The sequence below is a fragment of the Nonomuraea sp. NPDC001699 genome (assembly GCF_053596455.1).
On the sequence record NZ_JBSFGF010000003.1, the window covers coordinates 404,319 to 430,058 of the forward strand.

The following is a 25,740-nucleotide window of genomic DNA, read 5'->3' on the forward strand; positions in this document are numbered from 1 at the left end:
GCGCGCCGTCGGCGTAGGCGGCGCGCCCGAGGGCGTCAGGCGACCAGGCGGATGAACTCCTCCAGCGAGTAACGCCCGTCCTGGTCGGTGTCGGCCTCCTGGCTCAGCGCGCCGAGGGCCTCGGCGGGCAGGTCGGGGAAGTGCCGCTTCAGCTCGGCCTCGCTGACGAAGCCGTCGCCGTCGGTGTCGATCTCGGCGAAGGTGCTTCTGAGCTGCGCCAGCCGCTCGCCGGGGAGTTCTGCCGACACGGGACCGCCTTTCAGTGCTGGATGCCACGTTCCGGACATTCACACCTTAGTGATGGATCTCCCTCTCCGCCGAGAGCCCGCGTTCGGCCGCCAACCGCATGAGCCTGCGATGGGCGTCGGCGCCCGCCCGCCCGGCCGCGTCGTGGGACGTCGTCCGCAGCTCGCCGTCCTCGACCACGGTCCGGCCGCCGACCAGGACGCGGGCCACCGGCGGCGGCGGCCCGAACACCAGCGCGCACACCGGGTCGGCCACGGCGGCGGTGAAGGGGCCGCCGGTCCGCCACAGGACGACGTCGGCCAGCTTGCCGGGCTCCAGCGAGCCGAGCTCGGCCTCGCGGCCCAGGTTGCGCGCCCCGCCGAGGGTGGCCAGCTCCAGCGCCTGACGGGCCGACAGCGCGCGGGGGCCGTACCTGGCCCGCTGGAACAGCAGGGCCTGCCGCATCTCCCCGGCCGGTGAGGTCAGCTCGGAGGAGGCGCTGCCGTCCACGCCGAGGCCGACGTTCGCGCCCCGCCGCAACATCTCCGACACCCGGGCGATGCCCGCGCCCAGGCGGCCGTTGGAGGAGGGACAGTGGGCCGCGCCCGTGCCGGTGCGGGCCAGCTTGGCGATGTCGGCGTCGCTGAGGTGCACGGCGTGCGCGAGCCACACGTCGGGCCCGAGCCAGCCGAGCTTGTCCATGTAGTCGACCGGACGCAGACCGAACTGCTCCATGCAGTGCTCGTCCTCGTCGAGGGTCTCGGCCAGGTGGGTGTGCAGGCGCACGCCCTTGTCCCTGGCCAGGGCGGCCGACTGGGTCATCAGCTCCGCGCTGGCCGAGAACGGCGAGCACGGCGCGACCGCGACCCGCACCATCGAGGACGGCGACGGGTCGTGGTGGGCGTCCACCGCCTCGGCGGTCGCCGCCAGGGCGTCGTCGAGCTCCTCGACCACCTCGTCCGGCGGCAGCCCGCCGTGCGACCGGCCGCGGTCCATCGAGCCGCGCGCCGGGTGGAAGCGGACGCCGATCTCCCGCGCGGCCTCGACCCCGGCCGCGAACAGGTCGCCCCTGCCCTTGGGGAAGACGTAGTGGTGGTCGCTGGAGGTGGTGCACCCGCCCGTCGCCAGCCAGCCGAGCCCGGCCGTGGCCGCGCCTCTGACGACCTCGGCGTCCATGGCGGCCCACACGTCGTAGAGGGCCACCAGCCACTCGAACAGGGTGGCGTCCTGGGCCAGCCCCTGCGAGGCCCACTGGTAGAGGTGGTGGTGGGTGTTGACCAGGCCGGGCGTGGCCAGGCAGCCGGAGCCGTCCACGCGCCGGGCGCCGGGGGTCGCGGGCGCGGGGCCGGGGCCGAGCGCGGCGATCCGGTCGCCCTCGACCACGATGTGGCCGGAGGGGATCTCGGGGCCGACGACGGGCGCGATGTGCGCGTTCTCGATCAGCAGGGTCATCGGGCCGCCTTCCGCGCGGCGGCCAGCCGTACCGCGTCGAGGATCTTCTCGTAGCCGGTGCAGCGGCACAGGTTGCCCGCCAGGGCCTCGCGGATCTCGGCGTCGGAGGGCCGGGGCACGCGTTCGACCAGGTCGTGGGCCTGTACGACGAGCCCGGGGGTGCAGAAGCCGCACTGCACGGCCCCGCACTCGACGAACGCCTCCTGCACCGGGTCGAGCCGGTCGCCCTCCGCCAGCCCCTCGACCGTGCGCACCCGCCGCCCCTCGGCCTGCCCGGCGGCGACCAGGCACGAGCAGACCGGCAGCCCGTCGAGATAGACCGTGCACGAGCCGCATTCGCCTTGCTCGCAGGCGTTCTTGGAGCCGGGGAGCCCGATCCGCTCGCGCAGGACGTACAGCAGGCTCTCCCCCTCCCAGACGTCGTCCACGCACTGGTCGCGGCCGTTGACGGTGACGTTGAGGCGCATCAGGCGGCCCTCCTCGCGAGGTGGTCGTTCCAGGCCCAGGTGAGCGTGCGCCGGGCCATCACGCCGACGGCGTGCACCCGGTAGGCGGCCGTGCCGCGCACGTCGTCGATCGGCGCGGCGGCGGCCGCGCACAGCTCGCCGAAGCGGGCCAGCAGCGCGGGGGCGAGCGGCGCGTCCCAGTCCAGCTCCGCGGCCAGCAGGGCCTCGGCCTCCAGGGCGCGGCGCGGCGTGGGCGCGGCCGAGCCGATCCCGGTGCCCACCCGCCGCTCGCCGGGGTGCAACGCGACCGCGAACGAGCACACCGCGATCACCATGGCGTTGCGCGTGCCGACCTTGGAGAAGTACTGGGGTCCCGGGGCGGGCCCGACGCGCACGGCCCTGATCAGCTCGTCCGGTTCCAGGGCGTTGCGCTTGACCCCGAGGTAGAACTCGTGCGCGGGGATCAGGCGGATGCCCCGGTCGCGCGACTCGGCCTCGACGACCGCGCCCGCCGCCAGCAGCGGCGGGTGGCTGTCGCCCGCGGGCGAGGCCGCGCCGAGGTTCCCGGCGACCGTGCCGCGGTTGCGGATCTGCGGCGAGCCGACCGTGCGCGCGGCCTGCGCGAGGCCCGGCAGCACGCCGTCCAGCTCGTCGACGACCGTCGCGTACGTCACCCCCGCCCCGATCCGGCAGACCCCGTCGGTCATGCCCCATTCGCGAAGCTCGGCCACCTGGTTGAGGTCGAGCAGCGCCTCCGGCCTGCGCACGTCGAAGTTGATCTCCACCATCACGTCCGTGCCGCCCTGGACGGGCAGCGCGCCGGGCCGGTCCGCCTTGGCGGCCAGCGCCTCAGCCCACGTGGTGGGCCGCAAGAAGTCCATCGTCCTCACTCCCAGGCGAATCCCGCGTCCGGCGCGTCCTCGCGCAGCACGCTGCCCTCGATCAGCCCGTAGGGGCGGTCGGCGGCGTAGAAGACCTCGTTCTCGTTGTCCAGGCCGAACGGCGACAGGTCGACCAGGAAGTGGTGCTTGTTCGGCAGCGCGAACCGGACCTCGCAGACCTGCGGGCAGGTCGTCAGCACCCGCTCGCCCATCGCGTAGAGGGTCTGCTGCAACGACAGGCTGTACGTCTGCGCGAACGCGTCCAGCAGGCCCTCGCGCACCCGCGCGTACGGCGGGCGCTCCCCCGTCCCGGTGTGCCGCCACTGCGCGGTGACCGCGGTGGCCAGGACACGGTCGGTCGTCGGCTGGAGGGTGGTGTACTCGTCCACGAGGTAGCCGTGGAACTCCGAGCCGGTCGAGTTCAGCACGACCAGGTCCTTCAGACCGGACACGACGGTGGTGCGGCCGTCCCGGTCGTGGTGGACGACGCACGTGCGCACCTCGCCGCCGTCGCGCACGAAGGAGTGCAGCGACCGGCCGGGGATGCGGTTCCAGGCGTACTCCTCGATCTCCACCCGCGCGTGGTGGATGGAGGCGTGCGCCGAGACGTAGTGGCGGGCCAGTAAGAGGGCGAAGTCCTCGATCTCGCCGACGCCGTGCTTCCTGGCGAAGGCGTAGACGGTGTTCTTCTGCGTGTCGGTGGGCAGGACGGCGGCGTTGTCGCCGTTCCTGTGCACCTGTTCCATGTCGCCCGACAGCGAGGAGCTGACGTTGACGTCCTTGACGTGGTGGACGTCTCCGTCCCTGACCACGTGGACGAGCCTGGTCTCCGCCTTGCCGTAGCGGTTGGGGCCGAGCTTGACGGTCATCTAGCTCCCTCGGTAGGTGGAGTAGGCGTACGGGCTGAGCAGCAGCGGCACGTGGTGGTGCGCGCCGGGGTCGGTGACGGTGAAGGCGATGACGACCTCGGGGTAGAAGGTGTCGGCCAGGTAGCCGCCGGTGTCGAAGACGACCCGGTGCACGCCCTCCTCGGTGACCCAGCCCGTGATCCGGCCGTCGGCGTCGGTGCTGCCCCGGGCGAGCACGCGGCCCTCGCGCTCCAGCCGTACGCGGACGCCGGCGGCCGGCCGGCCCGCGACCGCGTCCAGGACGTGCGTCGAGAAGCTCATCTCCCCTCCCCTTCCATGAGCTTCCCCAGCCGGAGCCGGGTGATCTTCGCCAGCTCGTCGCGGACGACGCCGCGCTCGCCCTCCTCGTCGTTGCCCAGCCGGGCGCGCAGCCGGGCCAGCAGCTCGGCCCCGCTCAGGCCGGTCGCGCACACCAGGTAGACGTGCCCGAAACGCTCCTCGTACGCGCGGTTGCCCGCGGCCAGCGCGGCCCGCAGCTCCGCAGCCTCCTCGGAGGTGTCCTCGTGCGCGCCCGCCTGCTCCTCGCGCGACCAGCGTGACTCCCGGCCGTCCCCGGACGGGCGTTCCCCGATCCGCGGGTGGGCCGCCAGCGCCTCCAGCACGTCGGGCCACTTCAGCTCGCGCACCGCGGTCTCGGCGGCCTCGGCGAGCCGTTCGCGGCCGGCGTAGGGCCTGCGGGCGGCCACCGCCGCGGCGAAGGCGCGGGAGGCGCAGCAGGCCAGCAGCTCGGCCTCCGCCTCCTCACACGGCCGCCGGTTGAACCGGGCCAAGGAGTTGGGCATGTCAGCAGTACACACAGGGGCCTGCTCCCCGGTCCATCCGTGAGAACTCCCAAGTACGCAACGGGATGGCCAGGACTTTTCGTGTCATGCTCCAACCCGGCCCCGGCCGGGACGCCGCTGAGCTGCGCCTACACTGGGAGCCATCATGACCTTGACATCCCTGATCGGCGGGCACGTGTCCGTCACCGGCGGCCTGGCGACCGGCGGCCTGAAGTACATGGCCGAGATCGGCGCCGAGATGATCCAGGTGTTCGTCACCAACCCGCGCGGCTGGGCGCTCAACGACGGCAAACCCGCCGAGGACGCCAAGCTGGCCGAGTCCGGCGTCACCGCCTTCATCCACGTGCCGTACCTGGTGAACTTCGGCTCGCCCAACCCCGAGACGCTGGCCAACTCCATCGCGGTCGTCCGCCACGGGCTGCGGCGCGGGGTCGAGACCGGCGCCAAGGGCGTCGTCGTCCACACCGGCTCGGCCGTCACCCAGTCGCGCGACGACGCGCTGCGCCAGGTGCGCGAGACGCTGCTGCCGCTGCTCGACGAGATCCCCGAGGGCGGCCCCGACCTGCTGCTGGAGCCCATGGCGGGCCAGGGCGCGATGCTCTGCGCGACCGTCCAGGACCTGGAGCCCTATCTCGCGGCGCTCGACTGGCACCCGCGGGCCTGCGTCTGCCTCGACACCTGCCACGCCTTCGCCGCCGGCCACGACCTGGCCGCCGAGGGCGGGGTGCGGGAGACGTTCGACGCGCTGCACGCCCTCGCGCCCGGCCGGCTCAAGCTCATCCACGCCAACGACTCGAAGGACGTGTGCGGGGCCAAGAAGGACCGTCACGAGAACATCGGCGCGGGCCACATCGGCGCGGAGCCGTTCGCCGAGATCATGCGGCATCCGGCGGTGGCGGGGGTGCCCATCTGCATCGAGACGCCCGGCAAGGCCGACAGGCACCGCGAGGACATCGAGCTGCTGAAGAAGCTCCGCGACGAGGGCTGATCCGGCGTTCCCCCGGTGACGGGCGCCTGGTTCCTGATCGTGAGAGGGGCGCCTGCTTTCGCGATCCGGCCGCCCCCGAAGGCCGGATCGCGGGGCCGGGGTCCGTGGCCTCCGCAGGCGCCCCTTCACGTGATCGGCAGGCGGGCCCTACCCCCCGGTCAAGGGCCCGACAGCCGTGGTGACCTGGTTGGTCACCGGTGAAGCCGACGCATCAGGCCCTTGCTTGGGCCTCGCGACCCGTCCCCCCCGATGCGCCGGGTGGCTTCCGATGCCGAAACACTACGGTCGCGATCTTGTAGGAGACACCCCGTTCACGGTCAGCTCGCTGAACGGTCTGTAGTCATCGACATACGGAGGGTGTCTGCCCGATGAACGGTCACCCACCGGCGACGAACGGTTGCTCCCTGGGTTCTCCACGGAGGCCGCGCGACGCGGCCGGGCCCTGCCCGCACGGCGCCCGACCCATGTGACCTGGGAAAACTTTTACCATCGGGCAGCCGCGACGGGCTCGGCGACCGGCCGTGGACCGGCCGCCGGCACGCCCTGCTTCACGCCCGCCCGTTCGTGCCGGGCGAGGGTCAGGAGAAGACGCCGCGATGCTGGCGGACGAGCTGCTCGCGCACCTGGCGGCTGTGACGCCGGCTGACCTGAAGCGTCTCGGTGCCGACGGTGAGCGTGACCCGGCCGCCCTCGAAACGCAGCTCGCTGACGTGCCGCGCCGAGACCAGCGTGCTGCGGTGGACGCGGATGAACCCCGCCTCCGACCAGCGGCGTTCGAGCGCGGCCAGCGACATGCGGACGAGGTAGCTGCCGTCGCCGGTGTGCAGCCGCACGTAGTCGCCCTTGGCCTCGGCGAACCAGACGGCCTGCTGCGGCACGAACCTGGTGCGGCCCCCCAGCTCGACCGGGATGACGTCGTCCTGGCTCGGCTCGGCGGGCGGCGCGGAGGCCGCCTCCAGCCGCCTGACGGCCTCCGACAGCCGCTCGGCCCGGACCGGCTTGAGCAGGTAGTCGACGGCCTCCAGCTCGAACGCCTGCACCGCGCACTCCTCGTGCGCCGTGACGAACACCAGCTTGGGCGGGCTGGGAAAGCCGCCGACCAGCCGGGCGAGGTCGAGCCCGCCGAGGCCCGGCATCCGGATGTCGAGGAAGATCCCGTCGAGCCGCTCGCCGCCGCCGATCATCTGCACCATGTCCTGCAGCGCGGTGACGCCGTCGGCCGCGGTCGCGACGTGTTCGATTCTGGTGTCCTGGCGCAGCAGATAGGCGAGTTCCTCAAGAGCGGGCACCTCGTCGTCGACTGCCAGGACCCTCAGCATGGCCTCCACGCTCCCGTATGAAAGCAAAGGTCAGCCGCGACACGCCAGCCCAGCGTAAGGAAAAGACTACAATGAGCTAAATTGCGTCTTCGGGACGCGCAGCCGCACCCTCGTGCCGGCGCCGAGCGCGGTCTCCACGACGAGGCCGTAGCCGTCGCCGTAGATCTGGCGCATGCGCAGGTCGACGTTGGCCAGGCCGATGCCGCCGCCCTCGCGGGCCGGTTCGCCGTCGAGCATGCGCCTGGCGCACTCGGGGTCCATGCCGGTGCCGTCGTCCTCGACGGTGATGTGGGCCTCGGGGCCGGCGTCGCGGACCACGACCCGCACCTCGCCGCCGCCGCGCCGGCCGCGCATGCCGTGCTTGATGGCGTTCTCCACCAGCGGCTGGAGGCACAGGAAGGGCACCGGCACCGGCAGCACCTCGGGCGCGACCTGCATGCTGAAGCGCAGCTTGTCGCCGAAGCGGGCGCGTTCCAGCAGCAGGTACCGGTCGACGCAGGTCAGCTCGTCGGCCAGGGTGGTGAAGTCGTGGGCCCTGCGCAGGGCGTAGCGGGAGAAGTCGGCGAAGTCGAGCAGCAGCTCGCGGGCGCGCTTGGGGTTCGTGCGGACGAACGAGGCGATCGTGGTCAGCGCGTTGTAGACGAAGTGGGGCGAGATCTGGGCGCGCAGCGCGCGCATCTCGGCCTCCAGCGCCCGCCGTCGCGAGGCGTCGAGGTCGGCCAGTTCGAGCTGCCCGGACACCCAGCGGCCCAGCTCGGTCAGGGTACGCACGAGCGTCGCGCTGACCTCCTCGTCGAAGGCGGCCAGCGTGCCCACGACCGTGCCGTCGACGGTCAGCGGCACGACCACGGCCCCGTACGGCCGCCCGGCGAACACCTGCGCCCGCCCGGCGGCCAGGGTGGTGCGGGCGTAGGTGAGCACGTCGTCGGTGCACGGGCCGTCCCAGGCCAGCGCGGCGTCGATGGAGGTGATCGCGACCGCCCGGGTGCCGAGCAGCGTGTGCAGGTGGCGTACGGCCTTGCGCGCCGAGTCGCGGTCGAGCCCGGTACGCAGGGCGGGCGCGGCCAGCCCCGCGACGTGCAACGCGGTGAAGGTCGCCTCGTCCTTGCCGCCGCCTCCGGGAAGCGGCCGGCGGCGCGCCCTGGCACAGGCGTAGCCGAGGACGAAGGTCAGAAGGGAGAGCGCCACGCATGCGGTGGTCTGCATGCGCAAAACCGTAGCCAATAACCGGTCGTGTTCGGGCGGAAACCCGGAGTGAAGTCTAGGGTGGACCCTCGCCGGGTTCCTCCTGGTAGGAGTAACGCTGTTCGCGCCAGGGATCGGCCAGGTTGTGGTACCCGCGCTCCTCCCAGAAACCTCGCCGGTCCTCCAGGAGATATTCGATGGCCCGCACCCATTTGACGCTCTTCCAGGCGTACAGGTGGGGGACCACGATGCGTACGGGGTAACCGCGGTCGGGGCTGAGCGGCTTCTCGTCCAGCTCCGTGGCGAGCAGGGTGTCGGGGGCGGCGAAGTCGGACATGCGGAGGTTGGCGCTGTAGCCGTACTCGGCCCAGATCATGACGTGACGCACGCCGGGGTCGGGCGGCGCCAGCTCCATGATCGTGGCCGGGGTGACGCCCCGCCACTCGTTGGCCATGAGGGAGAACTTGGTGACGCAGTGGAAGTCGGCGATGCGCGTGTCCCGGGGCAGCTTCTCGAAGTCCGCCCAGGTCAGACAGTGCTCCTCGCCGGAGGCCGTGGCCCCGAAGACGCGGAAGTCCCAGCTGTCCGGCTTGAACGAGGGCACCCTGCCGTAGTGGATCACGGGGCGGCCGCGCGGGACGTACTGGCCTGGAGGCAGGCGCGACTCCTCCACGATCACTCCCCTCACCGATCTCGCGTCTTGGGCCATCCTGCCATCGGCCCGGCCGAGCCCCGCGCCCGGGGCTGGGCCCTGGCCTTGTCGTACTCAGGAGTAACTTGAGTACGAGACCTCATGCGGCGGCCTGGCCTGCGGGATCACCATGAGCTCATGACCAAGCCCATCCGTACCACGCAGACCACCGCGTTCTACGTCCAGGCGATCCTGTCGTTCGCCGTCGCCGTGTCGTCCGTGGTGATCGCCCTGATCTACCTGCCGGCCTCCGGCTGGATCCGGGCCTTCCTCGCGCTCGGCCTGCTGTACGTGGTCACCTCCACGGTCAACCTGTGCAAGGTCGTCCGCGACCGGCAGGAGCTGGCGGAGGTCACCAACCGCGTGGACCAGGCCAGGCTGGACAAGCTGCTGGCCGAGCACGACCCGTTCAAGGTCGACGCGGCCTGACCTACAGCGTGTACTCCTGGATCGAGTCGGCGAGCTGCACGCACAGCTCCTCGGCGTCGAGCCGCTTCTCGATCTGCTTGAGGTCCTCGATCTTGGCCCGGGTCTCGGCGCGCTTGGGAGCCAGCAGGGAGCAGCAGTCCTCGTCGGGCAGCTCCGAGATCTCCAGCGTGCCGATGCGCCGGGCCTCGGCCATGATCTCGGTCTTGTCCCAGCCCACGAGCGGGCGCAGGATCGGCAGGTCGACCGCGTTGTCCTGGGCGGTGATGTTGGCCAGCGTCTGGGAGGAGACCTGGCCGAGCGCGTCGCCGGTGATCAGGGCGCCGGCGCGGATGCGGTGGGCGACCTCCTCGGCCGTCTTCAGCATGAGCCGCCGCTGGGCGATCACCGCCAGGCGGTCCTGGCCCGAGTTGCGGATCGACTGCTGCGCCTTGCCGAACGGCACCACCCACAGCCGCGACCTGCCCTGGAACCTGTCGAGCTTCCTGACCAGCGCGTACGCCTTGTAGATCGACTCGGAGGTGGTGAACGGGATGCCGGAGAAGTGCAGGAAGTCGACGTGGAGGCCGCGCTTCATCATCCGGTAGGCCGCCACCGGCGAGTCGATGCCGCCCGACATGAGCACCAGCGCCCGGCCGCTGCTGCCGACAGGCAGGCCGCCCTGGCCCGGGATGCCGTCGGTGAAGACGAACACCTCGTCCCTGTCGACCTCGATGTGCACGGTCAGCTCGGGGTTCTTCAGGTCGACGGGCAGGTGGTACTCGTCGTTGATCGCGCCGCCGACGAGCCGGTCGAGCTCGTTGGAGCGCAGCGGGAAGCGCTTGTCGCGGCGGCGGGAGCGCACGGCGAAGCGGGCCCCGCGGGCGACCTCCTCGCGGTCGCGGATCAGCTCCAGGGCGGCCTTGAGCACGCTGTCGGGGTCTTTGGCCACCCGCCAGGTCTGGTGGATCCACACCAGGCCGGGCACGTCGGCGACCCGCCGGGCCACCGCCTCGGCCTGCTCGACGCCCGAACCCTCGGGCAGGAAGATCGCGACGACGCCGTGGCGTCTGCGCACGTCCGTCTTGAGGCCGAGATCCTGGAGCGCGAAGCGGATGTTGTCGATCAGGCGACGCTCGAACAGCTCACGGTTCTTGCCCTTGAGGACGATCTCGCCCAGCTTGAGCAGAACGCATGGCTCGCCCAGGGCGGACATCGTCATGGTGGAACCTCCGGGGAAGACGGGGAAAGCGCGGCCGTAGGAAGGCAACGCCGCGACCCATCGAGTTTAGTCCGCGTCGAGGCCCTGCTCGATCGCATATCGGACCAGTTCCACCCGGTTGTGCAACTGGAGCTTGACCAGCGTGTTCTGCACGTGGTTCTGGACCGTGCGGTGCGAGAGCACCAGGCGGTCGGCCACCTGCCGGTAGGTCAGGCCCTTGGCGACCAGCCTGAGCACCTCCGTCTCGCGCTCGGTCAGCCTCGGCCCCTCGTCGCCCGCGCGGCCGGCTGCGGCCGGACCCGCGGCCAGCCGCCGGTACTCCCCGAGGACCAGCCCGGCCAGGCCCGGCGTGAAGACGGCGTCGCCGTCGGCGGTGCGGCGGACGGCGTCGAGGAACTCCTCCCGGCTCGCCGACTTCACCAGATATCCGGACGCGCCGGCCTTGACCGCGGCCAGCACGTCGTCCTGCTCGGCGCTGGCCGACAACACCAGGACCTTCGGCGCCGGGTCGGCCCCGGCCAGCCCGGCGGCCACCTCGGCCCCGGACATGTCGGGCAGGTGCAGATCCAGCACCACGACCTCGGGACGTACGGCCCCGGCCGCCCGGATCGCCTGCCGCCCCTCCCCCACCACCGCCACGACGTCGTAGCCCGCCTCGGACAGATCCCTGGCCACGCCGTCGCGCCACATGGGATGGTCGTCCACGACCATGACCCGCACCATGACGCCACTCTAACCGGGGCCGCCCGCGCCTTTCCGCGTCCGCTCGGCGGGCAGGCTGATCTCGATCTCGGTCCCCGACGGCGCGGAGGTGACGGCGACCGTCCCGCCCAGGTCGGCGACGCGTCCGCGGATGGACTGCGCGACGCCCAGGCGGCCCTCGGCGGCGGCCCGCTCCAGGCGGCCCTCGGGGATGCCGGGCCCCTCGTCCCGGACGGTCACCATGACCACGTCGTCGCAGGACTCGGCGAACACCCAGGCCCGCGCGTCCGGGCCGCAGTGCCTGCGCACGTTGTCCAGGGCGGCCCCGACCGCGGCCGCCACGCCCTCGGCCGCCGGGGTGGGCAGGACGAGCGGCGTGGCCGGGGTGGAGACCGTCACCAGCGGCGAGCCGTGCCGCATGAGCAGGGAGCGCAGGTCGGTGGAGCCGGTCGGGGCCGGGCGGGCGGCGATGAGCTCGCGCAGCGCGGCCTCCTGCTCGCCGGCCAGCCGGCCCAGCTCGGCCGCCTCGCCGCCGATCTGCCGGCCGCGCCGCTGGACCAGGGCCAGCACCTGGAGGACGGAGTCGTGCAGGTCGCGGGCCAGCCGGTCGCGTTCGCGCTGGGCGGCCTCCATCTCGGCCGCGCGCTGCATGCGCTCCTCGGCCTCCTTGGCCAGCCGGGCCACGTGTCCGACCACCACTCCTGACAGGAACAGCAGGACGGCGCCGTTGATCATCACGGGCGCGTCCGGGGCGCGCACGCGCAGCCACAGGTCCGCGGCGGCGACGACGGCCGCCGCCACCGCGCCCGCGCGCCTGCCGCCGTACACGGCCCAGGCCAGGACGGGCGCCGCGATCCAGGTGGCGGGCACGGGCATGGTGCCCGCCGCGCCCTGCCGGGCGCCCTCGACGTACGGCGAGGCCAGCAGGCAGGCCAGGGCCACCAGCAGGTCGATGGCCGGCAGCGGCCACCCGCGCAGCCCCTCGACCGAGTACGCGTACGTGGCCCCGGCCGTCCACAGGGCCATCAGGGCGATCACCAGCCAGCCGATGACCGGCTCCTCGTACCCGCGGTACTGGGCCATCAGCACGGCGGCGTACAGCAGCGACGCGACGCGGAAGACCGCGATCGCCCGCCAGAAGGGCCCCTCGATGCTCATGAGACCTTTTCATGTTTCCGACACGGCGGTTGACAGATAGTTGCGTTATCTATGCGATAGGGACGGGACGGATGGCACAATCCGTGAACCCCTAATCACAAGGAATGTCGATATATGACCGCTGTTAATCATTTCACCCACGGACCGCTCACTCCGCTGCTCGCGTACCTGATGTCGTGCCTGGGTTCGATGCTCGGACTGCGGCTGACCGCCCAGGCCCACGCGAGCCGCGGCGCGTCGCGGATGCGCTGGCTGATCGGCGCGGCGATCTCCATAGGCGGCACCGGGATCTGGGTCATGCACTTCGTCGGCATGATGGGCTTCGCGGTGGAGGGCACGCAGATCAAGTACGACGTGCCGCTCACCGTCGCCTCGGCCGCCGTGGCCATCGTGGTGGTCGGCACCGGGCTGTTCCTGGTGTCCTACGGCCGCGGCCGGGCCCTGGCGCTGCTCGGCGGCGGCCTGCTCACCGGGCTCGGCGTGGCCAGCATGCACTACCTCGGCATGTACGCCATGAACATGAGCGCCCACGTCTCCTACGACCGCACGACCGTGGCCGCGTCCGTGGTCATCGCCGTCGTGGCCGCGACCGCCGCGCTCTGGTTCACCCTGCGGGTCAAGAGGACGATCTGGATCACCGGCGCGGCGATGGTCATGGGCGTGGCCGTCTCGGGCATGCACTACACCGGCATGTACGCCATGCGGGTCTCCGTCGACGCCGAGCCCGGCATGGTCACCGGCGCCGACGCCCTGGACTTCCTCGTCCCCCTCATGACCGTGATCAGCCTGATCACGCTGACCATGCTGCTCATGGTGATCCTCGCGCCCTCGGAGGAGGAACTGCACGAGGACGCCGAGATGGTCGCCCGCCTGGAGCTGCGCCGGCGTACCGCCCAGCAGCAGCGCCTGGCCTACCCCGCGCCCCCGGCCGCCCCCCGCCCGCAGCAGCAGATGATGCGGACGCCCCGCCGCTGAGCCCGGACGCTCCCCGTGAACGCGACGAGGGCGCGCCGGAGGTGGATCTCCCCGGCGCGCCCCGCGGTTGAGCTATCTCCTGGGTACGGCTTGCGGCGCGAAGTGGGCCGCCGACTCGCTGCGCCCCAAGCCGTACCCCGAGGGGGGTTGTAAGCGGTAACCCCGCTGTCCAGAAGGTACGGCCCGGCGCTTGCAAGCCGCTTTCACCCAGCCGAAGAAGACCTCAGCCGAAGAAGACCTCAGCCGAAGAAGACCTCGGCCTCGGAGTACCGGGACACCGGCACGGTCTTCAGCTCGGCCGTCGCCTCGTCGAGCCCGACCCGGACGATGTCGGTGCCGCGCAGGGCGACCATCTTGCCGTAGTCGCCCTCGTGCGCGGCGTCGATCGCCTGGAGGCCGAACCTGGTGGCCAGCACCCGGTCGTAGGCCGTCGGGGTGCCGCCGCGCTGGATGTGCCCGAGCACGGTCGTCCGGGCCTCCTTGCCGGTGCGCTTCTCGATCTCCTTGGCCAGCACCTCGCCGACGCCGCCGAGCCGGACGTGCCCGAACGCGTCGAGGGTGCCGGTCTGCAGCTCCATCTGACCCTCGATCGGGTGGGCACCCTCGGCCACGACGATGATCGGCGAGTAGCGGGTGCGGAAGCGGGACTCGACGTACTCGCAGACCCGGTCGATGTCGAAGGGCTTCTCGGGGATGAGGATCACGTTGGCGCCGCCGGCCATGCCCGCGTGCAGCGCGATCCAGCCCGCGTGGCGGCCCATGACCTCGCAGATCAGCGCGCGGTGGTGGGACTCGGCGGTGGTGTGCAGCCGGTCGATGGCCTCCATCGCGATGTTGACCGCGGTGTCGAAGCCGAAGGTGTAGTCGGTGCCGGACAGGTCGTTGTCGATGGTCTTGGGCACGCCCACGACGTTCACGTCGCGGTCGTAGAGCTGCTTGGCCACGCCGAGCGTGTCCTCGCCGCCGATGGCGATCAGGGCGTCGACGCCGGTGGCGAGGAGGTTCTCCTTGATGCGGTCGACGCCGCCCTGGATCTTGATCGGGTTGGTCCGGGAGGATCCGAGAATGGTGCCGCCCCGCGGCAGGATGCCTCGTACGGCCTGGATGTCGAGCGGCATCGTGTCGCCTTCGAGGGGGCCGCGCCAGCCGTCGCGGAACCCCACGAACTCATGGCCGTACGCGCTCACCCCCTTACGCACCACGGCCCTGATGACGGCGTTGAGACCCGGACAGTCTCCGCCTCCGGTGAGCACTCCTATACGCATGGCGGGTTCCTCCCGATGGGGTTCACGAACCATTGCTCGGTGACAGCTCGCATTGTGCCTGCCGGGGCGCACAGTGGTCTAGACCAAACGCCAGGCGCAGATCATTTCCGAAGAGGAACCACGTTCGTCAACCAAGGGTTGACGAAGAGAGAACGTCAACCTATGGTTGACGCATGGATGGAACCGTACGTCTCGACGACCTCATCGCCGCCATCAAGAGCCGCCACCCGGACGGCGACCCCCTCGGCCAGCTCACCGACGCCGTCACGCTCGGCGAGCACCTCGGCGAAGTGGCCGACCACCTGATCGGCCACTTCGTGGACAACGCCCGCCACTCCGGCGCCTCCTGGACCGACATCGGCCGCAGCATGGGCGTCACCAAACAGGCCGCGCAGAAGCGGTTCGTGGTCAAGGAGGGCAGCTCGCTCGCCGACGACCTGCGCAACTACGCCCGTTACACCGACAAGGCGCGGGTCGCGGTGGTCAAGTCGCAGGAGGAGGCGCGGCTGTCGGGGCACGACCACATCGAGGTCGGGCACCTGGTGCTCGGGCTGCTGCACGTGCCGGAGGCGCTGGCCGCCTCGACCATGGCCACCCTCGGCGCGTCCGCCGAGGCGGTCAGGGAGGCCGTCACGGCGGCCATGGGGCCGGGCGGCGGGCAGTCGCCCGTCACCCTGCCGTTCGCCGCGCAGAGCGCCAAGGCGCTGGAGCTGACCCTGCGGGAGGCGCTGCGGCTCGGGCACAACTACGTCGGCACCGAGCACCTGCTGCTCGGCGTGCTCTCCCTGGAGGAGGGCCCGGTGGTGCAGGCCCTCGCCGACCTCGGCGTGCGCAAGGAGGCGGCCGAACAGGAGATCAGGAAGCGACTGGAGGCGATCCTGCGCGAGCGCCGCTCCTAGCTTTCCTGGGGGCCTTCCTGGGGGCCTTCAGGGGTGCCTCCCGGGGCGTGCCGGCGGGGCCCGCCGCGAAGCGGGTCAGCACGTTCGCCGTCGCGCGGCGGGTGAAGGCGGCCGCGGACTCGGGGACGCCGTGACCGCACCGCTTGCCGCGCATCGCGCACACCCAGCGCATCGTGCCGGACGCGAACACCCCGGCCCCGCTCGGCGCGGTGTAGTACGTGCTCTGCGACGTCGTCGCCCGTCCCCCGCACGAGAACGACGAGTCGGCCAGCACCTCGACGCCCTTCGGCGAGCCGCGCGAGACCTTGTCGCTCTCCGGGCCGACCATGCCGGGGAAACGCCGCCCCCGGGTGCCGTCGAAGATCCAGTGACCGGGCCTGGTGACCGTGTAGGCGCCCTGGGCGGGGAAGCAGTCGTACATCTGCCCCACCAGGGCGCTCTCCGGGCGGGAGTCCCGCCACAGCGGGCACAGCCGTTCCTTGTCGCAGGCGACCGTCCTGCCCTTGATCGCGATCCGCCAGTAGACGGCGTTCGCGCCGAGGAAGGCGAGGTTCGTCCCGCTGTCCCTGGCCCGGGTGACGGCCGTGCGCATGGCGGGCGACCAGTACTCGTCGTGGCCCAGCGAGAGCACGGCCTTGGCGCCGTCCAGCACGCCGGGACCGAGGTCGAGGCTCGTGAGGTAGGCCAGGGGCACGCCGCTGCGCTCGGCCACGTCCAGCGCCGACTGCTCGAAGTCGAGGAACAGGCGGGCGCCGGCGCCGTCGTACGGGCGATCGAAGGTGACCTCGCGCGAGCGGTCGGCGAAGCCGCCGGGGCCGAGGTAAAGGCTGCGCCCGCCCCACAGGTTGTACGCCTGCCAGGTGGTGACCGCGTTCACCACCACCACGCGGCCCCGGGTCGAGGCCGAGCGCACGGTGATCGGCACGTACCGCTGGGCGCCGGTCGAGGCGTCCAGCCTGATCAGGTACGCGCCCTCCGTCCAGCCTCGGGTGTCCACGGTGAGCGAGGGCTTCCAGTGCGCGGCGGTCACCATGCGGTCCACGGTCCTGGCCGGGGGCTGGCGTACGCCCTTGACCTGGGAGGACTCCCACACCTTCGCCGGGTGCGCGCCCATCCTGAAGGCGGCGGCGGTGAAGCGCGGGGCGGTGGTGGAGACATGCAGGGCGAAGCGCTCGCCGGGCAGCACGCTCACGTGGTCGGCGTAGCCCTCGATCTCGTGCTCGGCCCCGCGGGTGGTGATCCGCCACGACTCCCCCGCGTTCACCGGCGGCGGCGACGGGCGGCCCGGTTCCGAGGGCGTCGGCGCGGGCGGCGCGGGCGCCGCGGACGGCACCGGCCGCACGGGGGCGCCGCCGCACCCGGCGGCGGGCAGGACGGCGATCAGCAGGGCGAGGAGCGACAGGATCTTGCGCACCCGGCCATCGTGGTGGCCCGGCGGGGCGCCGGGCCACCACTTGGTCAACTTCTTACACGGGCCCGCCTCCCCGCACAGGCCGTGCCCTCCTAGGCGGGCAGCACGCAGGACGGGCTGGGCACCTCGTACGACTGCCCGGCCGGCTCGGGCACCCCGTCGTTCAGCGTGAACACGGTCACCTGGCCGGAGTTCTGGTTGGCGACGTACAGGCGGTCGCCCGCGATGGCGAAGTGCCGGGGCCAGTCGCCGCCCGAGGGCACCTCGGCCACCGGGGTCAGGTCGGCGGCGCGCAGCACCGAGACCGTGTCGGGCCCGCGGTTGGCGACGTAGACCAGGTCACCGTCAAGCTGCAGGTGGGAGGGCGCGTTGTCGCCCCCGGCGCGCGAGGCGGGGACGACGGTGCGGCGCTCGCCCTCGACGAGCGTCACGGTGCCGTCCAGCTCACCGGCCACGTACAGGCGGTCGCCGGCGAAGGCGAAGTGGCGGGGGCCGGTGCCGGGGGCCAGGGTGATCGGGTCGAGCGGGGAGCCGTCCAGGCGGTAGCGGCGGATCTCGTCGGTGCCCAGGTCGGAGACGTGCAGGACGTCCTCGTGGAAGACGCACATGTGGGCGTGCGGGCCGGCCTGGCGGTCGGGGTCGGGGCCCGAGCCCTCGTGCCTCAGGACGATCGGGTCGCCGGCGAAGGCCCCCCGCTCGTCCAGGTGGTGCAGGCCCGCGGTGCCGTCGCCGTAGTTGGCCACGGCCAGCAGGGTCCCCGAGGGGTGGACCGCCAGGTGGCAGGGGCTGTCGCCGTCGCTGGAGCGTTCGTCCAGCGGGGACAGGCCGCCGTCCATGGTGAAGGCGGTGAGCCAGCCGCGCCGCAACTCGCCCACCGCGTACAACACCGGCAGGGTGGGGTGCGCGGCCAGGAACGACGGCGAGGCCACGCGGGTCAGCTCGCCGTCCGCGGTCACGATGCCGGGGCCGTAGCCGCCTATGTACAGGTTCACAACGGGATCCTTCTTATGGTTGACTGGAGCAATGAATTCGTTGACGGAGGCAAGGGTTTCTGAGATCAGAGCCTTCAACCGGTTCTATACGAAAGTGATCGGCGTCCTCCAGGCAGGCATGCTCGACTCGCCCTACTCGCTGACGGAAGTCCGGGTGCTGTTCGAGCTGGCGCACGCCGAGAGCATGGAGACCGGCGAGCTGCGCGGCCTGCTCGACCTCGACGCGGGCTACCTGAGCCGGATCCTGGCCCGGTTCGAGGGCGACGGCCTGGTGTCGCGCGAGCGGTCGGCCGCCGACGCCCGCAAGCAGCTCGTACGGCTGACCGAGGCCGGCGCCGCGACCTTCGCCGGGCTCGACCGCCGGTCGGCCGAGGAGATCGAGCGCCTGCTCGGCGGCCTGCCCGAGGAGGACCAGGCGCTGCTGGTCGGCGGCATGGCGACGATCAGGCGGCTGCTCGGCGAGCCCTCCGAGCGCTCGTACGTGATCAGGCCCCCGCGGACGGGCGACCTGGGCTGGGTCGCCTACCGGCACGGCGCCCTCTACAGCGAGGAGTACGGCTGGGGCACCGAGTTCGAGCAGCTCGTGGCCAGGATCGTGGGCGCCTACGACCCCGCCCGCGACGCCGGCTGGATCGCCGAGGTCGACGGCGAGCGCGCCGGATGCGTGTTCTGCGTGCACCAGGACGACACGACGGCCAAGCTGCGCATGTTGCTGGTGGAGCCGTCGGCGCGGGGGCTCGGGATCGGCCGGCGCCTGGTGGCCGAGTGCCTGCGCCACGCCAGGGCGCGCGGCTACCGGCGGATCACATTGTGGACGCGCGACTGCCTGGTGAGCGCGCGGCGCATCTACCAGGCGGCCGGGTTCGAGCTGGAGTCGGCCGAACGGGGCGTGGAGAACGGCGCCGAGGTCACGGAGGAGATGTGGTCGCTCGACCTCGGGGCCACCGGTTGAGCGGCCCGGCACACCGACGACCGGGAGGGGTTCTGGGCGGCGGGGGTCACCCCGGACGGCCCGCTGGAGGCGCTGGTGGGGCAGCTCGTGGCCGAGTTGAAGCTGATGCCGGTCCGCTGCCCGGCCTGGGCCGAGGACGTCCGGTCAGGGACGGAAGGGGCCGCCGACCTCGAAGGTGTGGCCCTCGGTGCGGCCGCGCCTGGCCGAGAAGTAGAGCCGGTCGCCCCTCGGCGAGAACGCCAGCCCGGTGAGCTCGGCCCCGTCGTGCCCGGTGAGCCGCAGGAACGGCGTGACGGCCCGGTCGGGGGCGATGACGTCGATCTCCGTCGTCTCCCTGGCCACGTAGAGGTCGCCCGAGGGCGCGGCCGTGATCGCGCGCACGCCCTCGCACAGCCGGTCGAGCGTGGAGGTCTGCGCGTCGTAGGCCCACAGGCCGGTGTCGCCCTTGGTGGTGAAGTAGCAGACGCCGCCCGCGTAGTGGCAGCCGTCGCCGCCGTCGAAGTGGCGGGCGTCCTCGACCTGGTGGCGGGCCGCGGTGAGCAGCGCGGCCGGGGACGGCACCGGCCGCCATCCGCCCGACGCGCACAGCACCTCCAGCGTGCCCTCGGTCAGGTCGCCCCAGTCGCCGGGCCGGAACCGGTAGAAGCAGCCGTCCTGCTCGTCCTCGGTCATGTAGACGACGCGCCGCTCGGGGTCGCAGGCGGCGGCCTCGTGCCTGAAGCGGCCCATGGCCAGGCGGGGACGGGCGGCGCGGGCGCCGTAGGGGTCGCACTCGAAGACGCGGCCGCGGTCGCCGAGCTCGCACGACAGCCAGGTGTGCCACGGCGTGGCGCCGCCCGCGCAGTTGAGGTCGGTGCCGGACAGGATGCGGTAGGCGTCGGCGACCGTGCCGTCGGCCTGGAAGCGCACCGCGGAGGCGCCGCCGAGCAGGGGCAGCTCGGAGTTGGACACGTAGATCCAGCCGGCGCCGTCGGGGAAACAGGCGCCGCCGTCGGGCGCCGCGTGCCAGGTGAGCCCGGCCACCTTGTCACCGGAGCGGGCCACGACCCGGCCGGTGAAGCCCGGCGGCAGCGCGAGCCCGTCGGCGGACGCCGGCGTGAGCGGCCCGTACGGGCTGATGCCGCCCTGCAAGAGCGGGCCCGTGCGGAGGAGAGTCTTGTGGGACATCGTGGGGCCTCCCTCTAGGTGCCACGCTAGTCGACCGCATCGACATGAATGGCAAGGACTCGCGACATCAAACTCTGCGCAAACCCCGCGCTCCGTCGCGACGGGAGATCGTCGGCGGTCCCTGGACGATGCGTGACAGTCCGTACCCACTGCGCGGAAGATCGCCCACTTCCCCACCCGAACACACAAACGCCCGGACACACGAAGGCCCGGACGCGCGAAGGCCCGGGCTCGTGCCCGGGCCTTTCGGTTGCGCGGTCGGCCTGCGGTCAGCGCTGGGCCTGGAACATCCAGTGCTGCTTGTCGATGTCCTGCGTCACGGCGATGAGCAGGTCCTGGCTGACGGGGTCGGCCTCGTCGGTGGCGCGGATGCGCTCGTACATGCGCTTGCTGATGCCGTCGAGGATGTCGGTGACGGTCGCCACGACCTTGCCGTCCTCCAGCCAGCCGCGCTCGGGCTGCTGGAGCTGGGTGGACTTGGCGACGGTCGCCGACCGTCCGTCGGGGTTCACGCCGAGGGCGACGGCGCGTTCGGCGATGGTGTCCATATGGGTACGGGCCAGGTCGGTCAGCTCGTCAAGCTGGAGGTGAATCGGGCGGAAATGGGGGCCGACGAGGTTCCAGTGCGCCTGCTTGGCGATCAGCGACAGATCGATCAGATCGACAAGGGCGCCCTGCAGGGCTTCGGCGACAGTGTTCTTGGCGTCACCCGAGAGCGGACCGGTGATCGTAGCCATGTCGTATTTCCTCCCCTTCAGTAGTGCTTTTCCCCTTTTACAACGTCATTCGGGGCTCGATTCTTCCGATCTTTCCGTCATTGACAGTGCAATAGTGACAGTGTCATTGTGGAGGTATGAGCGACACCTGGACCATCGGCGAGCTGGCCGAGCACGCGGCGCACGCGCTGCGCGCCGGCGCGCAGCCGGTCAACGGCCGGGTCCGCGATGTGCCCGGGGAGCGCCTGATCAGGTGGTACACCACCATCGGCCTCGTGGACCCGCCCCTGACCCGGCGCGGCAGGATCGCCCGTTACGGCCGGCGGCACCTGCTGCAACTGGTGGCCGTCAAGCGCATGCAGGCCGCGGGGCACTCGATCGCGGAGATCCAGACGGCCCTGGCCGGGGCGACGAACACGACGCTGGCGACGGCCGCCGGCCTGACCGACGCGCCGCCCCCGGGCCCGGCGGTCCGGCGTCCCCCACCGGGCGGCCCGGACGGCGGCGGCGACGCGGGACGGGGGCGGTTCTGGGCCGACCGGCCGAGCCGTCCCACCCCGGCCGCCGTCCAGGAACCGGGGGGCCCCGAAGCCGCGCCGCGACCGGCGGCCGGGGACACGGGCGGGCACGCCGCCGGAGGCGCGGTCGCGGGGATCGCGCTCGGCGACGGCGTGCGGGTCGTGTGGGACGGGGGGCGGCCTCCGTCCGAGGAGGACGTCCAGGCGGTGCTGGCGGCGGCGGGACCGCTGCTCGCGGTGCTCGTAGAGAGGAGACTGCTGTGAAGATCACTTCGCTGGAGCCCGCACGGTGCCTGCCGGTGCCGGACGCCGGGTTCGGCGCGCTGCTGACCGAACGCGGCAACCTGCCGCTGGAGAGCGTGGACGTCCACGCCGACATCGCCGGGCTCATCGCCGGGGTCGAGGTCGAGCAGGGGTTCCGCAACCCGTTCGACGTCACGCTGGAGGCGACCTACGTCTTCCCGCTGCCCGACCGGGCGGCGGTGACGGGGTTCAGGATGGAGGCCGACGACCGGGTCGTGGAGGGCGTGCTGAAGGAGCGCGGCCAGGCCAGGGCCGACTACGACCAGGCGTTGCGCGAGGGCAGGCGGGCGGCCATCGCCGAGGAGGACCGGCCCGACGTGTTCACGATCAGGGTGGGCAACATCCTGCCCGGCGAACGCGTCTCGGTCAGGCTGAGCATGAGCCAGCCCCTCCCCTACGAGGACGGCGCGGCGACGTTCCGCTTCCCGCTCGTCGTGGCCCCGCGGTACGTCCCGGGCACCCCGCTCGACGGCGACCCGGCGGGGTCCGGGGTCGCGCCGGACACCGACGCCGTGCCCGACGCGTCCAGGATCACGCCGCCGGTGCTGCTGCCCGGCTTCCCCAGCCCGGTGCGCCTCTCGCTCACCGCCCGCGTCGACGCCTCCGGCCTCGACCTGCGGGAGCTGGCCTCCAGCCTGCACGTGGTCGAGGAGGAGAACCACACCGTACGGCTGCGTCCGGGCGAGCGGCTCGACCGCGACTTCGTGCTGCGCCTGTCGTTCGAGGCGTCCACGTCGCTGCAGTTCGACGGCCGGGGGACGTTCGCGCTCACCGTCGTCCCGCCCGCGCTCCAGGCCCCCCGCGCGCCGCGGGACGTGGTGCTGCTGCTCGACCGTTCGGGCAGCATGGGCGGCTGGAAGATGGTCGCGGCGCGGCGGGCGGCGGCGCGCATCGTCGACACGCTGACCGCGCACGACCGTTTCGACGTGCTGACGTTCGACTCGGTGGTCGAGGCGGCGTTCGAGGGGCTGGTGGAGGCGTCCGACCGCAACCGGTACCGGGCGGTCGAGCACCTCGCGCGGGTCGACGCGCGCGGCGGCACCGAACTGCTCGAACCGCTGCGCCGCGCCATCGCGCTGCTCGGCGCGCCCGGCGACAGGGAGCGGGTGCTGGTGCTGGTCACCGACGGCCAGGTGGGCAACGAGGACCAGATCCTGGAACAGACCGGCGGCGCGCTGTCGGCGATGCGGGTGCACACGGTCGGGATCGACCGGGCGGTGAACGCCGGGTTCCTCGGCAGGCTCGCCGGGCTGGGCGCGGGCCGGTGCGAGCTGGTGGAGTCCGAGGACCGGCTCGACGCGGCGATGGAGCAGATCCACCGCAGGATCGGCGCGCCGCTGGTGACGGACCTGTCCCTGAAGGGGCTGGAGACCGACCCGGACACCGTCACCCATCTCGGCTCGATCTTCCCGGGCGTGCCGCTCCGGGTGTACGGGCGGTGCCGCGAGGGCGCCGAGGCCGTCACCGTACGCGGGACGTCGGCCGAGGGGCCGTGGGAGGAGCGGGTCACGGGGGTGACCACGGACGGTCCCGCCCTCCGTGCCGTCTGGGCCCGCGCCCATCTGCGCGAACTGGAGGACCGGTACGCCATGGGCGAGCACGGTCTGGAGTCGCGGATCGTGGGGGTCTCGCTGGAGAACGGCGTGCTGTGCAGGTTCACGGCGTACGTGGCGATCGACACCCGGCAGGTCGCGGAGGGCGGGCCCGAGCATCGGGTCATCCAGCCGGTCGAGCCGCCGAGCGGGTGGGAGCTGCCGCCGAACCCGTCCATGGGCGGAGGGTTCGTGGCGCAGGCCATGACGATGGCCCGTCCGGCAAGCGCTCCCCGCATGATGCCTCAGGGCTTCGCGCCGCCGGCCGGCGGCGGGCCCGCCGCCTCCTCGGCCGAGGCCCCCTTCCCGGCGCCGCCCTCGGCCGGCGGCCCCGCCGGTCCGCCGCCGCCCGCGCCGGGTTCCGGTGGGTCGGGGTTCGGGGGCTCGCCGATGTTCGCGCCTCCGGTGTCACCGCGTCCGGCGCACCGGCTGGAGTCGGTCAGGCCGCAGCTGAAGGCCGAACTGGACCGGCTCACGGCGATGCGCGTCCCGGACGCGCTGTACCTGGCCGACCTGGGCTCCCGGCTGGCGGCGCTGGCGGCGTACCTGGGCGGGAACGAGGCGCTGACGGCGCTGGCCCGCGACCTGGAGGCGGCCGAGCGTCCGGGCACGGACCTCCGGGCCCTGCACGACCACGCCGTCGACCTCCTCACCGGCCTCACCGGCGGTGCCCCAGGGTCCGCCGACGACGCCGCCGGTCCCGCCCTTCCGGGGGACCCCGGCTCAGGAACGCGCCGCGGCCCCTTCTGGAAACGCCGCTGACACCTGTGGCAGCGCTGCGGAATCACGCGGCGCTGCCACGCGTGACGCCGGGCGGGCGGTGGAACCGCACCCCGGGGACACTCCTGGAGAATGACGAAAAGGCGGCCGACCATGTCGCACGGCATCCCTTCAAAGCCGCCGTTCGCCCCGAACCCGGGAATCCAACAGTCTTTGCCGATTTCGACGAACAATCAGCCCGATAACGCGCGATCCCCGCGCAATACGCCGCAGCGCACTCCCACCCGCCGACCGGCCTCCCATGACGCGGACGCCACCCGAATCCTCGCGCGAGCATTATGAATTTCACGCCCCGCGATATCTTCGCCGCGATATTCGGACGTCCCCAGGAAAAGGCGTGCCATTCTCGTGCGCCATCATCGCCCGCGGCCTCCTATTCTGGACGGGTGAGCACACTCGTCCTGGACGGCGGCCTGTCCACGCATCTGGAGTCGCTCGGCGCGGATCTGCGCGACGAGCTCTGGTCGGCGCGCCTGCTGCTGGAGCAGCCCGAGCTGATCAGGCGGGTGCACGCCGACTACTACGCGGCGGGCGCCGACGTGGCGACCACGGCGAGCTACCAGGCCACCATCCCCGGCTTCCAGCGGCGGGGGCTCGACCGGTCCGAGGCCGAGCGGCTGATCAGGCTGTCGGTCGAGCTGGCCGGGCAGGCCCGCGACGAGGCCGGTCACGGCCTGGTGGCGGCCTCGGTCGGCCCCTACGGCGCCTACCTGGCCAACGGCGCCGAGTACACCGGCGACTACGACCTCGACGAGGACGGCCTGCTGGCCTGGCACCGTCCGCGCTGGGAGATCCTGGCCGCCGCCGGCGCCGACCTGCTGGCCTGCGAGACCATCCCGTCCTACGCCGAGGCGCGCGCGCTGGCCAGGCTGCTGGCCGCCACGCCGGAGGTCAAGGCGTGGGTGAGCTTCTCCTGCCGCGACGCCGAGCACATCAACGACGGCACCCCGATCGACCGGGCCGCCGCGCTGTTCTCGGGCAACCCGCAGGTGGTGGCGGTGGGCGTCAACTGCACGGCGCCGCGGCACATCCCCGGCCTGGTCGCCCGCCTGTCCGGCGGCCTGCCCGTCGTGGTCTACCCCAACTCCGGCGAGACGTGGGACGCCGGGCGGCGCCGCTGGCTGGGCCTGTCCGACCCGGTGGAGTACGGCCTGGCCGCCAAGGAGTGGGAGCGCGCCGGGGCGTCGCTGATCGGCGGCTGCTGCCGTACGACCCCCGACCACATCAGGCAGATCCGCGCCCACCTGACCTGAGCGCCGCGGGGCCCTCGCGCACGCCACACCGAAGAGGGCGCACGCGAAGGCCGTGAGGCGGCCGGACGGGACGGTCTCTAGACGGTCACCGGGGCGGTGGTGCGGCGGCGGTCGAGGACGGTGTCGAGGGACAGGGCGCCGCCCCCGGTGAAGCCCACCGCCAGGCTCGCCGCCGCCAGGGCGAGGACGAACTCGTAACCCCCGTCGCCCGCGCCGAAGCCGTTGGCGCCGTGGACGAACACCACCGCGCCGATCATGTTCAGGGCCAGCAGCGTGCCCGCGACCGGCAGGGCGGCGCCGAGGATCAGCGCGATGCCGCCGACCACCTCCAGCACGGCCACGGCGGGCGCGGCCAGCCCGGCCAGCGGGATGCCCGCGGACTCGAAGAACTTCGTGGTGCCCGCGATGCCCATGTCGGCGAACTTCTGGTAGCCGTGCACCAGGAAGATCACCCCGACGGCGATCCTGGCCAGCAGCAGAGCGATGGGACGCGCCCGGTCGATCATGGAACCTCCAGATGGAGTCGTTCAGATTTGAACAACCACTCTACCGG

Annotated in this window: 27 protein-coding genes; 8 read left to right on the plus strand and 19 right to left on the minus strand. The window is 72.5% G+C overall.

What is annotated here, in order from left to right; all coding sequences use genetic code 11:
- Positions 1–35 precede the first annotated feature (35 nt).
- Genes ACWCSU_RS12030 through uraD form a run of 7 tightly spaced genes read right to left on the minus strand, consistent with a single transcriptional unit; the run spans position 36 to position 4,694 of the window.
- Entirely contained in the window at positions 36–248 is a 213-nt protein-coding gene (locus ACWCSU_RS12030) for an EF-hand domain-containing protein (RefSeq protein ID WP_357705305.1), read from the minus strand.
- A 46-nt stretch (positions 249–294) separates the two neighbouring features.
- On the minus strand, positions 295–1,677 hold the full coding sequence (locus tag ACWCSU_RS12035; protein ID WP_397038959.1) for an 8-oxoguanine deaminase: 1,383 nt from the start codon (positions 1,675–1,677) through the stop codon (positions 295–297).
- Positions 1,674–2,144, minus strand: coding sequence for a (2Fe-2S)-binding protein (locus tag ACWCSU_RS12040; RefSeq protein ID WP_449934959.1), 471 nt, complete (start codon positions 2,142–2,144; stop codon positions 1,674–1,676). Before ACWCSU_RS12040 ends, ACWCSU_RS12035 begins: the two co-directional genes overlap by 4 nt.
- On the minus strand, positions 2,144–3,004 hold the full coding sequence (locus ACWCSU_RS12045) for an FAD binding domain-containing protein (protein ID WP_357705302.1): 861 nt from the start codon (positions 3,002–3,004) through the stop codon (positions 2,144–2,146). The genes ACWCSU_RS12040 and ACWCSU_RS12045 overlap by 1 nt, the downstream gene beginning before the upstream one ends.
- Before the next feature lie 5 nt (positions 3,005–3,009).
- Entirely contained in the window at positions 3,010–3,873 is an 864-nt protein-coding gene (gene pucL, locus ACWCSU_RS12050; RefSeq protein ID WP_357705301.1) for a factor-independent urate hydroxylase, read from the minus strand.
- Positions 3,874–4,173, minus strand: a complete 300-nt coding sequence (gene uraH / locus ACWCSU_RS12055; protein WP_357705300.1) for a hydroxyisourate hydrolase — start codon at positions 4,171–4,173, stop codon at positions 3,874–3,876.
- On the minus strand, positions 4,170–4,694 hold the full coding sequence (gene uraD / locus ACWCSU_RS12060; RefSeq protein WP_449934960.1) for a 2-oxo-4-hydroxy-4-carboxy-5-ureidoimidazoline decarboxylase: 525 nt from the start codon (positions 4,692–4,694) through the stop codon (positions 4,170–4,172). Before uraD ends, uraH begins: the two co-directional genes overlap by 4 nt.
- Before the next feature lie 145 nt (positions 4,695–4,839).
- Here uraD and ACWCSU_RS12065 point away from each other — a divergent pair, with 145 nt between their 5' ends.
- Positions 4,840–5,682 (plus strand): deoxyribonuclease IV, encoded by an 843-nt coding sequence (locus ACWCSU_RS12065; RefSeq protein WP_357705298.1) that lies wholly within the window; start codon positions 4,840–4,842, stop codon positions 5,680–5,682.
- A 578-nt stretch (positions 5,683–6,260) separates the two neighbouring features.
- On the opposite strand, the gene ACWCSU_RS12070 is transcribed toward ACWCSU_RS12065, so the two are convergent.
- The 3 genes from ACWCSU_RS12070 to ACWCSU_RS12080 all read right to left on the minus strand — a co-directional run bounded on the left by ACWCSU_RS12070 (position 6,261) and on the right by ACWCSU_RS12080 (position 8,859).
- Positions 6,261–7,001 carry a LytR/AlgR family response regulator transcription factor gene (locus tag ACWCSU_RS12070; RefSeq protein ID WP_357705297.1) on the minus strand — a complete coding sequence of 247 codons (741 nt, stop codon included), beginning with the start codon at positions 6,999–7,001 and terminating at the stop codon, positions 6,261–6,263.
- Positions 7,002–7,067: 66 nt separating this feature from the next.
- Positions 7,068–8,207 carry a sensor histidine kinase gene (locus tag ACWCSU_RS12075; RefSeq protein WP_449934961.1) on the minus strand — a complete coding sequence of 380 codons (1,140 nt, stop codon included), beginning with the start codon at positions 8,205–8,207 and terminating at the stop codon, positions 7,068–7,070.
- 55 nt (positions 8,208–8,262) lie between these two features.
- Positions 8,263–8,859 carry a molybdopterin-dependent oxidoreductase gene (locus ACWCSU_RS12080; protein ID WP_357705295.1) on the minus strand — a complete coding sequence of 199 codons (597 nt, stop codon included), beginning with the start codon at positions 8,857–8,859 and terminating at the stop codon, positions 8,263–8,265.
- Between the two features lie 156 nt (positions 8,860–9,015).
- On the opposite strand from ACWCSU_RS12080, the gene ACWCSU_RS12085 reads away from it, so the two are divergent.
- Positions 9,016–9,306: a YiaA/YiaB family inner membrane protein gene (locus tag ACWCSU_RS12085; RefSeq protein ID WP_357705294.1), complete on the plus strand. Its 291-nt coding sequence runs from the start codon at positions 9,016–9,018 to the stop codon at positions 9,304–9,306.
- 1 nt (position 9,307) lies between these two features.
- On the opposite strand, the gene thiI is transcribed toward ACWCSU_RS12085, so the two are convergent.
- The 3 genes from thiI to macS all read right to left on the minus strand — a co-directional run bounded on the left by thiI (position 9,308) and on the right by macS (position 12,364).
- Positions 9,308–10,504, minus strand: coding sequence for a tRNA uracil 4-sulfurtransferase ThiI (gene thiI / locus ACWCSU_RS12090; protein ID WP_357705293.1), 1,197 nt, complete (start codon positions 10,502–10,504; stop codon positions 9,308–9,310).
- Between the two features lie 66 nt (positions 10,505–10,570).
- Positions 10,571–11,227, minus strand: coding sequence for a response regulator (locus tag ACWCSU_RS12095; RefSeq protein ID WP_449934962.1), 657 nt, complete (start codon positions 11,225–11,227; stop codon positions 10,571–10,573).
- Positions 11,228–11,236: 9 nt separating this feature from the next.
- Positions 11,237–12,364, minus strand: coding sequence for a MacS family sensor histidine kinase (gene macS / locus ACWCSU_RS12100; RefSeq protein WP_449934963.1), 1,128 nt, complete (start codon positions 12,362–12,364; stop codon positions 11,237–11,239).
- A 114-nt stretch (positions 12,365–12,478) separates the two neighbouring features.
- Here macS and ACWCSU_RS12105 point away from each other — a divergent pair, with 114 nt between their 5' ends.
- Complete coding sequence (locus ACWCSU_RS12105; protein WP_357705288.1) at positions 12,479–13,339, plus strand: MHYT domain-containing protein; 861 nt, start codon at positions 12,479–12,481, stop codon at positions 13,337–13,339.
- A gap of 239 nt (positions 13,340–13,578) precedes the next feature.
- On the opposite strand, the gene ACWCSU_RS12110 is transcribed toward ACWCSU_RS12105, so the two are convergent.
- Positions 13,579–14,604, minus strand: a complete 1,026-nt coding sequence (locus ACWCSU_RS12110) for a 6-phosphofructokinase (RefSeq protein ID WP_357705286.1) — start codon at positions 14,602–14,604, stop codon at positions 13,579–13,581.
- Positions 14,605–14,777: 173 nt separating this feature from the next.
- On the opposite strand from ACWCSU_RS12110, the gene ACWCSU_RS12115 reads away from it, so the two are divergent.
- Positions 14,778–15,503, plus strand: coding sequence for a Clp protease N-terminal domain-containing protein (locus ACWCSU_RS12115; RefSeq protein ID WP_357705284.1), 726 nt, complete (start codon positions 14,778–14,780; stop codon positions 15,501–15,503).
- Here the strand turns inward: ACWCSU_RS12115 and ACWCSU_RS12120 are convergent.
- Positions 15,460–16,917 (minus strand): N,N-dimethylformamidase beta subunit family domain-containing protein, encoded by a 1,458-nt coding sequence (locus tag ACWCSU_RS12120; RefSeq protein ID WP_449934964.1) that lies wholly within the window; start codon positions 16,915–16,917, stop codon positions 15,460–15,462. The two genes, ACWCSU_RS12115 and ACWCSU_RS12120, sit on opposite strands and share 44 nt — an antisense overlap.
- Positions 16,918–17,006: 89 nt before the next feature.
- Positions 17,007–17,906, minus strand: coding sequence for a lactonase family protein (locus ACWCSU_RS12125; protein WP_449934965.1), 900 nt, complete (start codon positions 17,904–17,906; stop codon positions 17,007–17,009).
- Between the two features lie 94 nt (positions 17,907–18,000).
- On the opposite strand from ACWCSU_RS12125, the gene ACWCSU_RS12130 reads away from it, so the two are divergent.
- On the plus strand, positions 18,001–18,858 hold the full coding sequence (locus ACWCSU_RS12130) for a bifunctional helix-turn-helix transcriptional regulator/GNAT family N-acetyltransferase (RefSeq protein ID WP_357700563.1): 858 nt from the start codon (positions 18,001–18,003) through the stop codon (positions 18,856–18,858).
- Positions 18,859–19,002: 144 nt separating this feature from the next.
- On the opposite strand, the gene ACWCSU_RS12135 is transcribed toward ACWCSU_RS12130, so the two are convergent.
- Together ACWCSU_RS12135 and ACWCSU_RS12140 are read right to left on the minus strand one after the other, a co-directional pair.
- Entirely contained in the window at positions 19,003–20,025 is a 1,023-nt protein-coding gene (locus ACWCSU_RS12135; RefSeq protein WP_357700565.1) for an alkaline phosphatase PhoX, read from the minus strand.
- Positions 20,026–20,294: 269 nt separating this feature from the next.
- Positions 20,295–20,762, minus strand: a complete 468-nt coding sequence (locus tag ACWCSU_RS12140) for a Dps family protein (RefSeq protein ID WP_357700567.1) — start codon at positions 20,760–20,762, stop codon at positions 20,295–20,297.
- Between the two features lie 116 nt (positions 20,763–20,878).
- On the opposite strand from ACWCSU_RS12140, the gene ACWCSU_RS12145 reads away from it, so the two are divergent.
- The 3 genes from ACWCSU_RS12145 (at position 20,879) to mmuM (ending at position 25,187) form a co-directional block, all read left to right on the plus strand.
- Entirely contained in the window at positions 20,879–21,523 is a 645-nt protein-coding gene (locus ACWCSU_RS12145) for a helix-turn-helix domain-containing protein (protein ID WP_449934966.1), read from the plus strand.
- A complete protein-coding gene (locus ACWCSU_RS12150; protein ID WP_449934967.1) occupies positions 21,520–23,916 on the plus strand; it encodes a VIT domain-containing protein in 2,397 nt (798 codons plus the stop codon). Before ACWCSU_RS12145 ends, ACWCSU_RS12150 begins: the two co-directional genes overlap by 4 nt.
- A gap of 404 nt (positions 23,917–24,320) precedes the next feature.
- Positions 24,321–25,187 (plus strand): homocysteine S-methyltransferase, encoded by an 867-nt coding sequence (gene mmuM / locus ACWCSU_RS12155; RefSeq protein WP_364091318.1) that lies wholly within the window; start codon positions 24,321–24,323, stop codon positions 25,185–25,187.
- A gap of 77 nt (positions 25,188–25,264) precedes the next feature.
- Here the strand turns inward: mmuM and ACWCSU_RS12160 are convergent, their stop codons facing one another.
- A complete protein-coding gene (locus ACWCSU_RS12160) occupies positions 25,265–25,693 on the minus strand; it encodes a DoxX family protein (RefSeq protein ID WP_449934968.1) in 429 nt (142 codons plus the stop codon).
- Between the last annotated feature and the right edge of the window lie 47 nt (positions 25,694–25,740).

What these genes read in the sequence shown, in the direction of transcription:
- ACWCSU_RS12035 (WP_397038959.1), bottom strand. Translation starts at nt 1,677, where the DNA reads ATGACCCTGCTGATCGAGAACGCGCACATCGCGCCCGTCGTCGGCCCC.
- ACWCSU_RS12040 (WP_449934959.1), bottom strand. Translation starts at nt 2,144, where the DNA reads ATGCGCCTCAACGTCACCGTCAACGGCCGCGACCAGTGCGTGGACGAC.
- ACWCSU_RS12045 (WP_357705302.1), bottom strand. Translation starts at nt 3,004, where the DNA reads ATGGACTTCTTGCGGCCCACCACGTGGGCTGAGGCGCTGGCCGCCAAG.
- pucL (WP_357705301.1), bottom strand. Translation starts at nt 3,873, where the DNA reads ATGACCGTCAAGCTCGGCCCCAACCGCTACGGCAAGGCGGAGACCAGG.
- uraH (WP_357705300.1), bottom strand. Translation starts at nt 4,173, where the DNA reads ATGAGCTTCTCGACGCACGTCCTGGACGCGGTCGCGGGCCGGCCGGCC.
- uraD (WP_449934960.1), bottom strand. Translation starts at nt 4,694, where the DNA reads ATGCCCAACTCCTTGGCCCGGTTCAACCGGCGGCCGTGTGAGGAGGCG.
- ACWCSU_RS12065 (WP_357705298.1), top strand. Translation starts at nt 4,840, where the DNA reads ATGACCTTGACATCCCTGATCGGCGGGCACGTGTCCGTCACCGGCGGC.
- ACWCSU_RS12070 (WP_357705297.1), bottom strand. Translation starts at nt 7,001, where the DNA reads ATGCTGAGGGTCCTGGCAGTCGACGACGAGGTGCCCGCTCTTGAGGAA.
- ACWCSU_RS12075 (WP_449934961.1), bottom strand. Translation starts at nt 8,207, where the DNA reads ATGCAGACCACCGCATGCGTGGCGCTCTCCCTTCTGACCTTCGTCCTC.
- ACWCSU_RS12085 (WP_357705294.1), top strand. Translation starts at nt 9,016, where the DNA reads ATGACCAAGCCCATCCGTACCACGCAGACCACCGCGTTCTACGTCCAG.
- thiI (WP_357705293.1), bottom strand. Translation starts at nt 10,504, where the DNA reads ATGACGATGTCCGCCCTGGGCGAGCCATGCGTTCTGCTCAAGCTGGGC.
- ACWCSU_RS12095 (WP_449934962.1), bottom strand. Translation starts at nt 11,227, where the DNA reads ATGGTGCGGGTCATGGTCGTGGACGACCATCCCATGTGGCGCGACGGC.
- macS (WP_449934963.1), bottom strand. Translation starts at nt 12,364, where the DNA reads ATGAGCATCGAGGGGCCCTTCTGGCGGGCGATCGCGGTCTTCCGCGTC.
- ACWCSU_RS12105 (WP_357705288.1), top strand. Translation starts at nt 12,479, where the DNA reads ATGACCGCTGTTAATCATTTCACCCACGGACCGCTCACTCCGCTGCTC.
- ACWCSU_RS12110 (WP_357705286.1), bottom strand. Translation starts at nt 14,604, where the DNA reads ATGCGTATAGGAGTGCTCACCGGAGGCGGAGACTGTCCGGGTCTCAAC.
- ACWCSU_RS12115 (WP_357705284.1), top strand. Translation starts at nt 14,778, where the DNA reads ATGGATGGAACCGTACGTCTCGACGACCTCATCGCCGCCATCAAGAGC.
- ACWCSU_RS12135 (WP_357700565.1), bottom strand. Translation starts at nt 20,025, where the DNA reads ATGTCCCACAAGACTCTCCTCCGCACGGGCCCGCTCTTGCAGGGCGGC.
- ACWCSU_RS12140 (WP_357700567.1), bottom strand. Translation starts at nt 20,762, where the DNA reads ATGGCTACGATCACCGGTCCGCTCTCGGGTGACGCCAAGAACACTGTC.
- ACWCSU_RS12145 (WP_449934966.1), top strand. Translation starts at nt 20,879, where the DNA reads ATGAGCGACACCTGGACCATCGGCGAGCTGGCCGAGCACGCGGCGCAC.
- ACWCSU_RS12160 (WP_449934968.1), bottom strand. Translation starts at nt 25,693, where the DNA reads ATGATCGACCGGGCGCGTCCCATCGCTCTGCTGCTGGCCAGGATCGCC.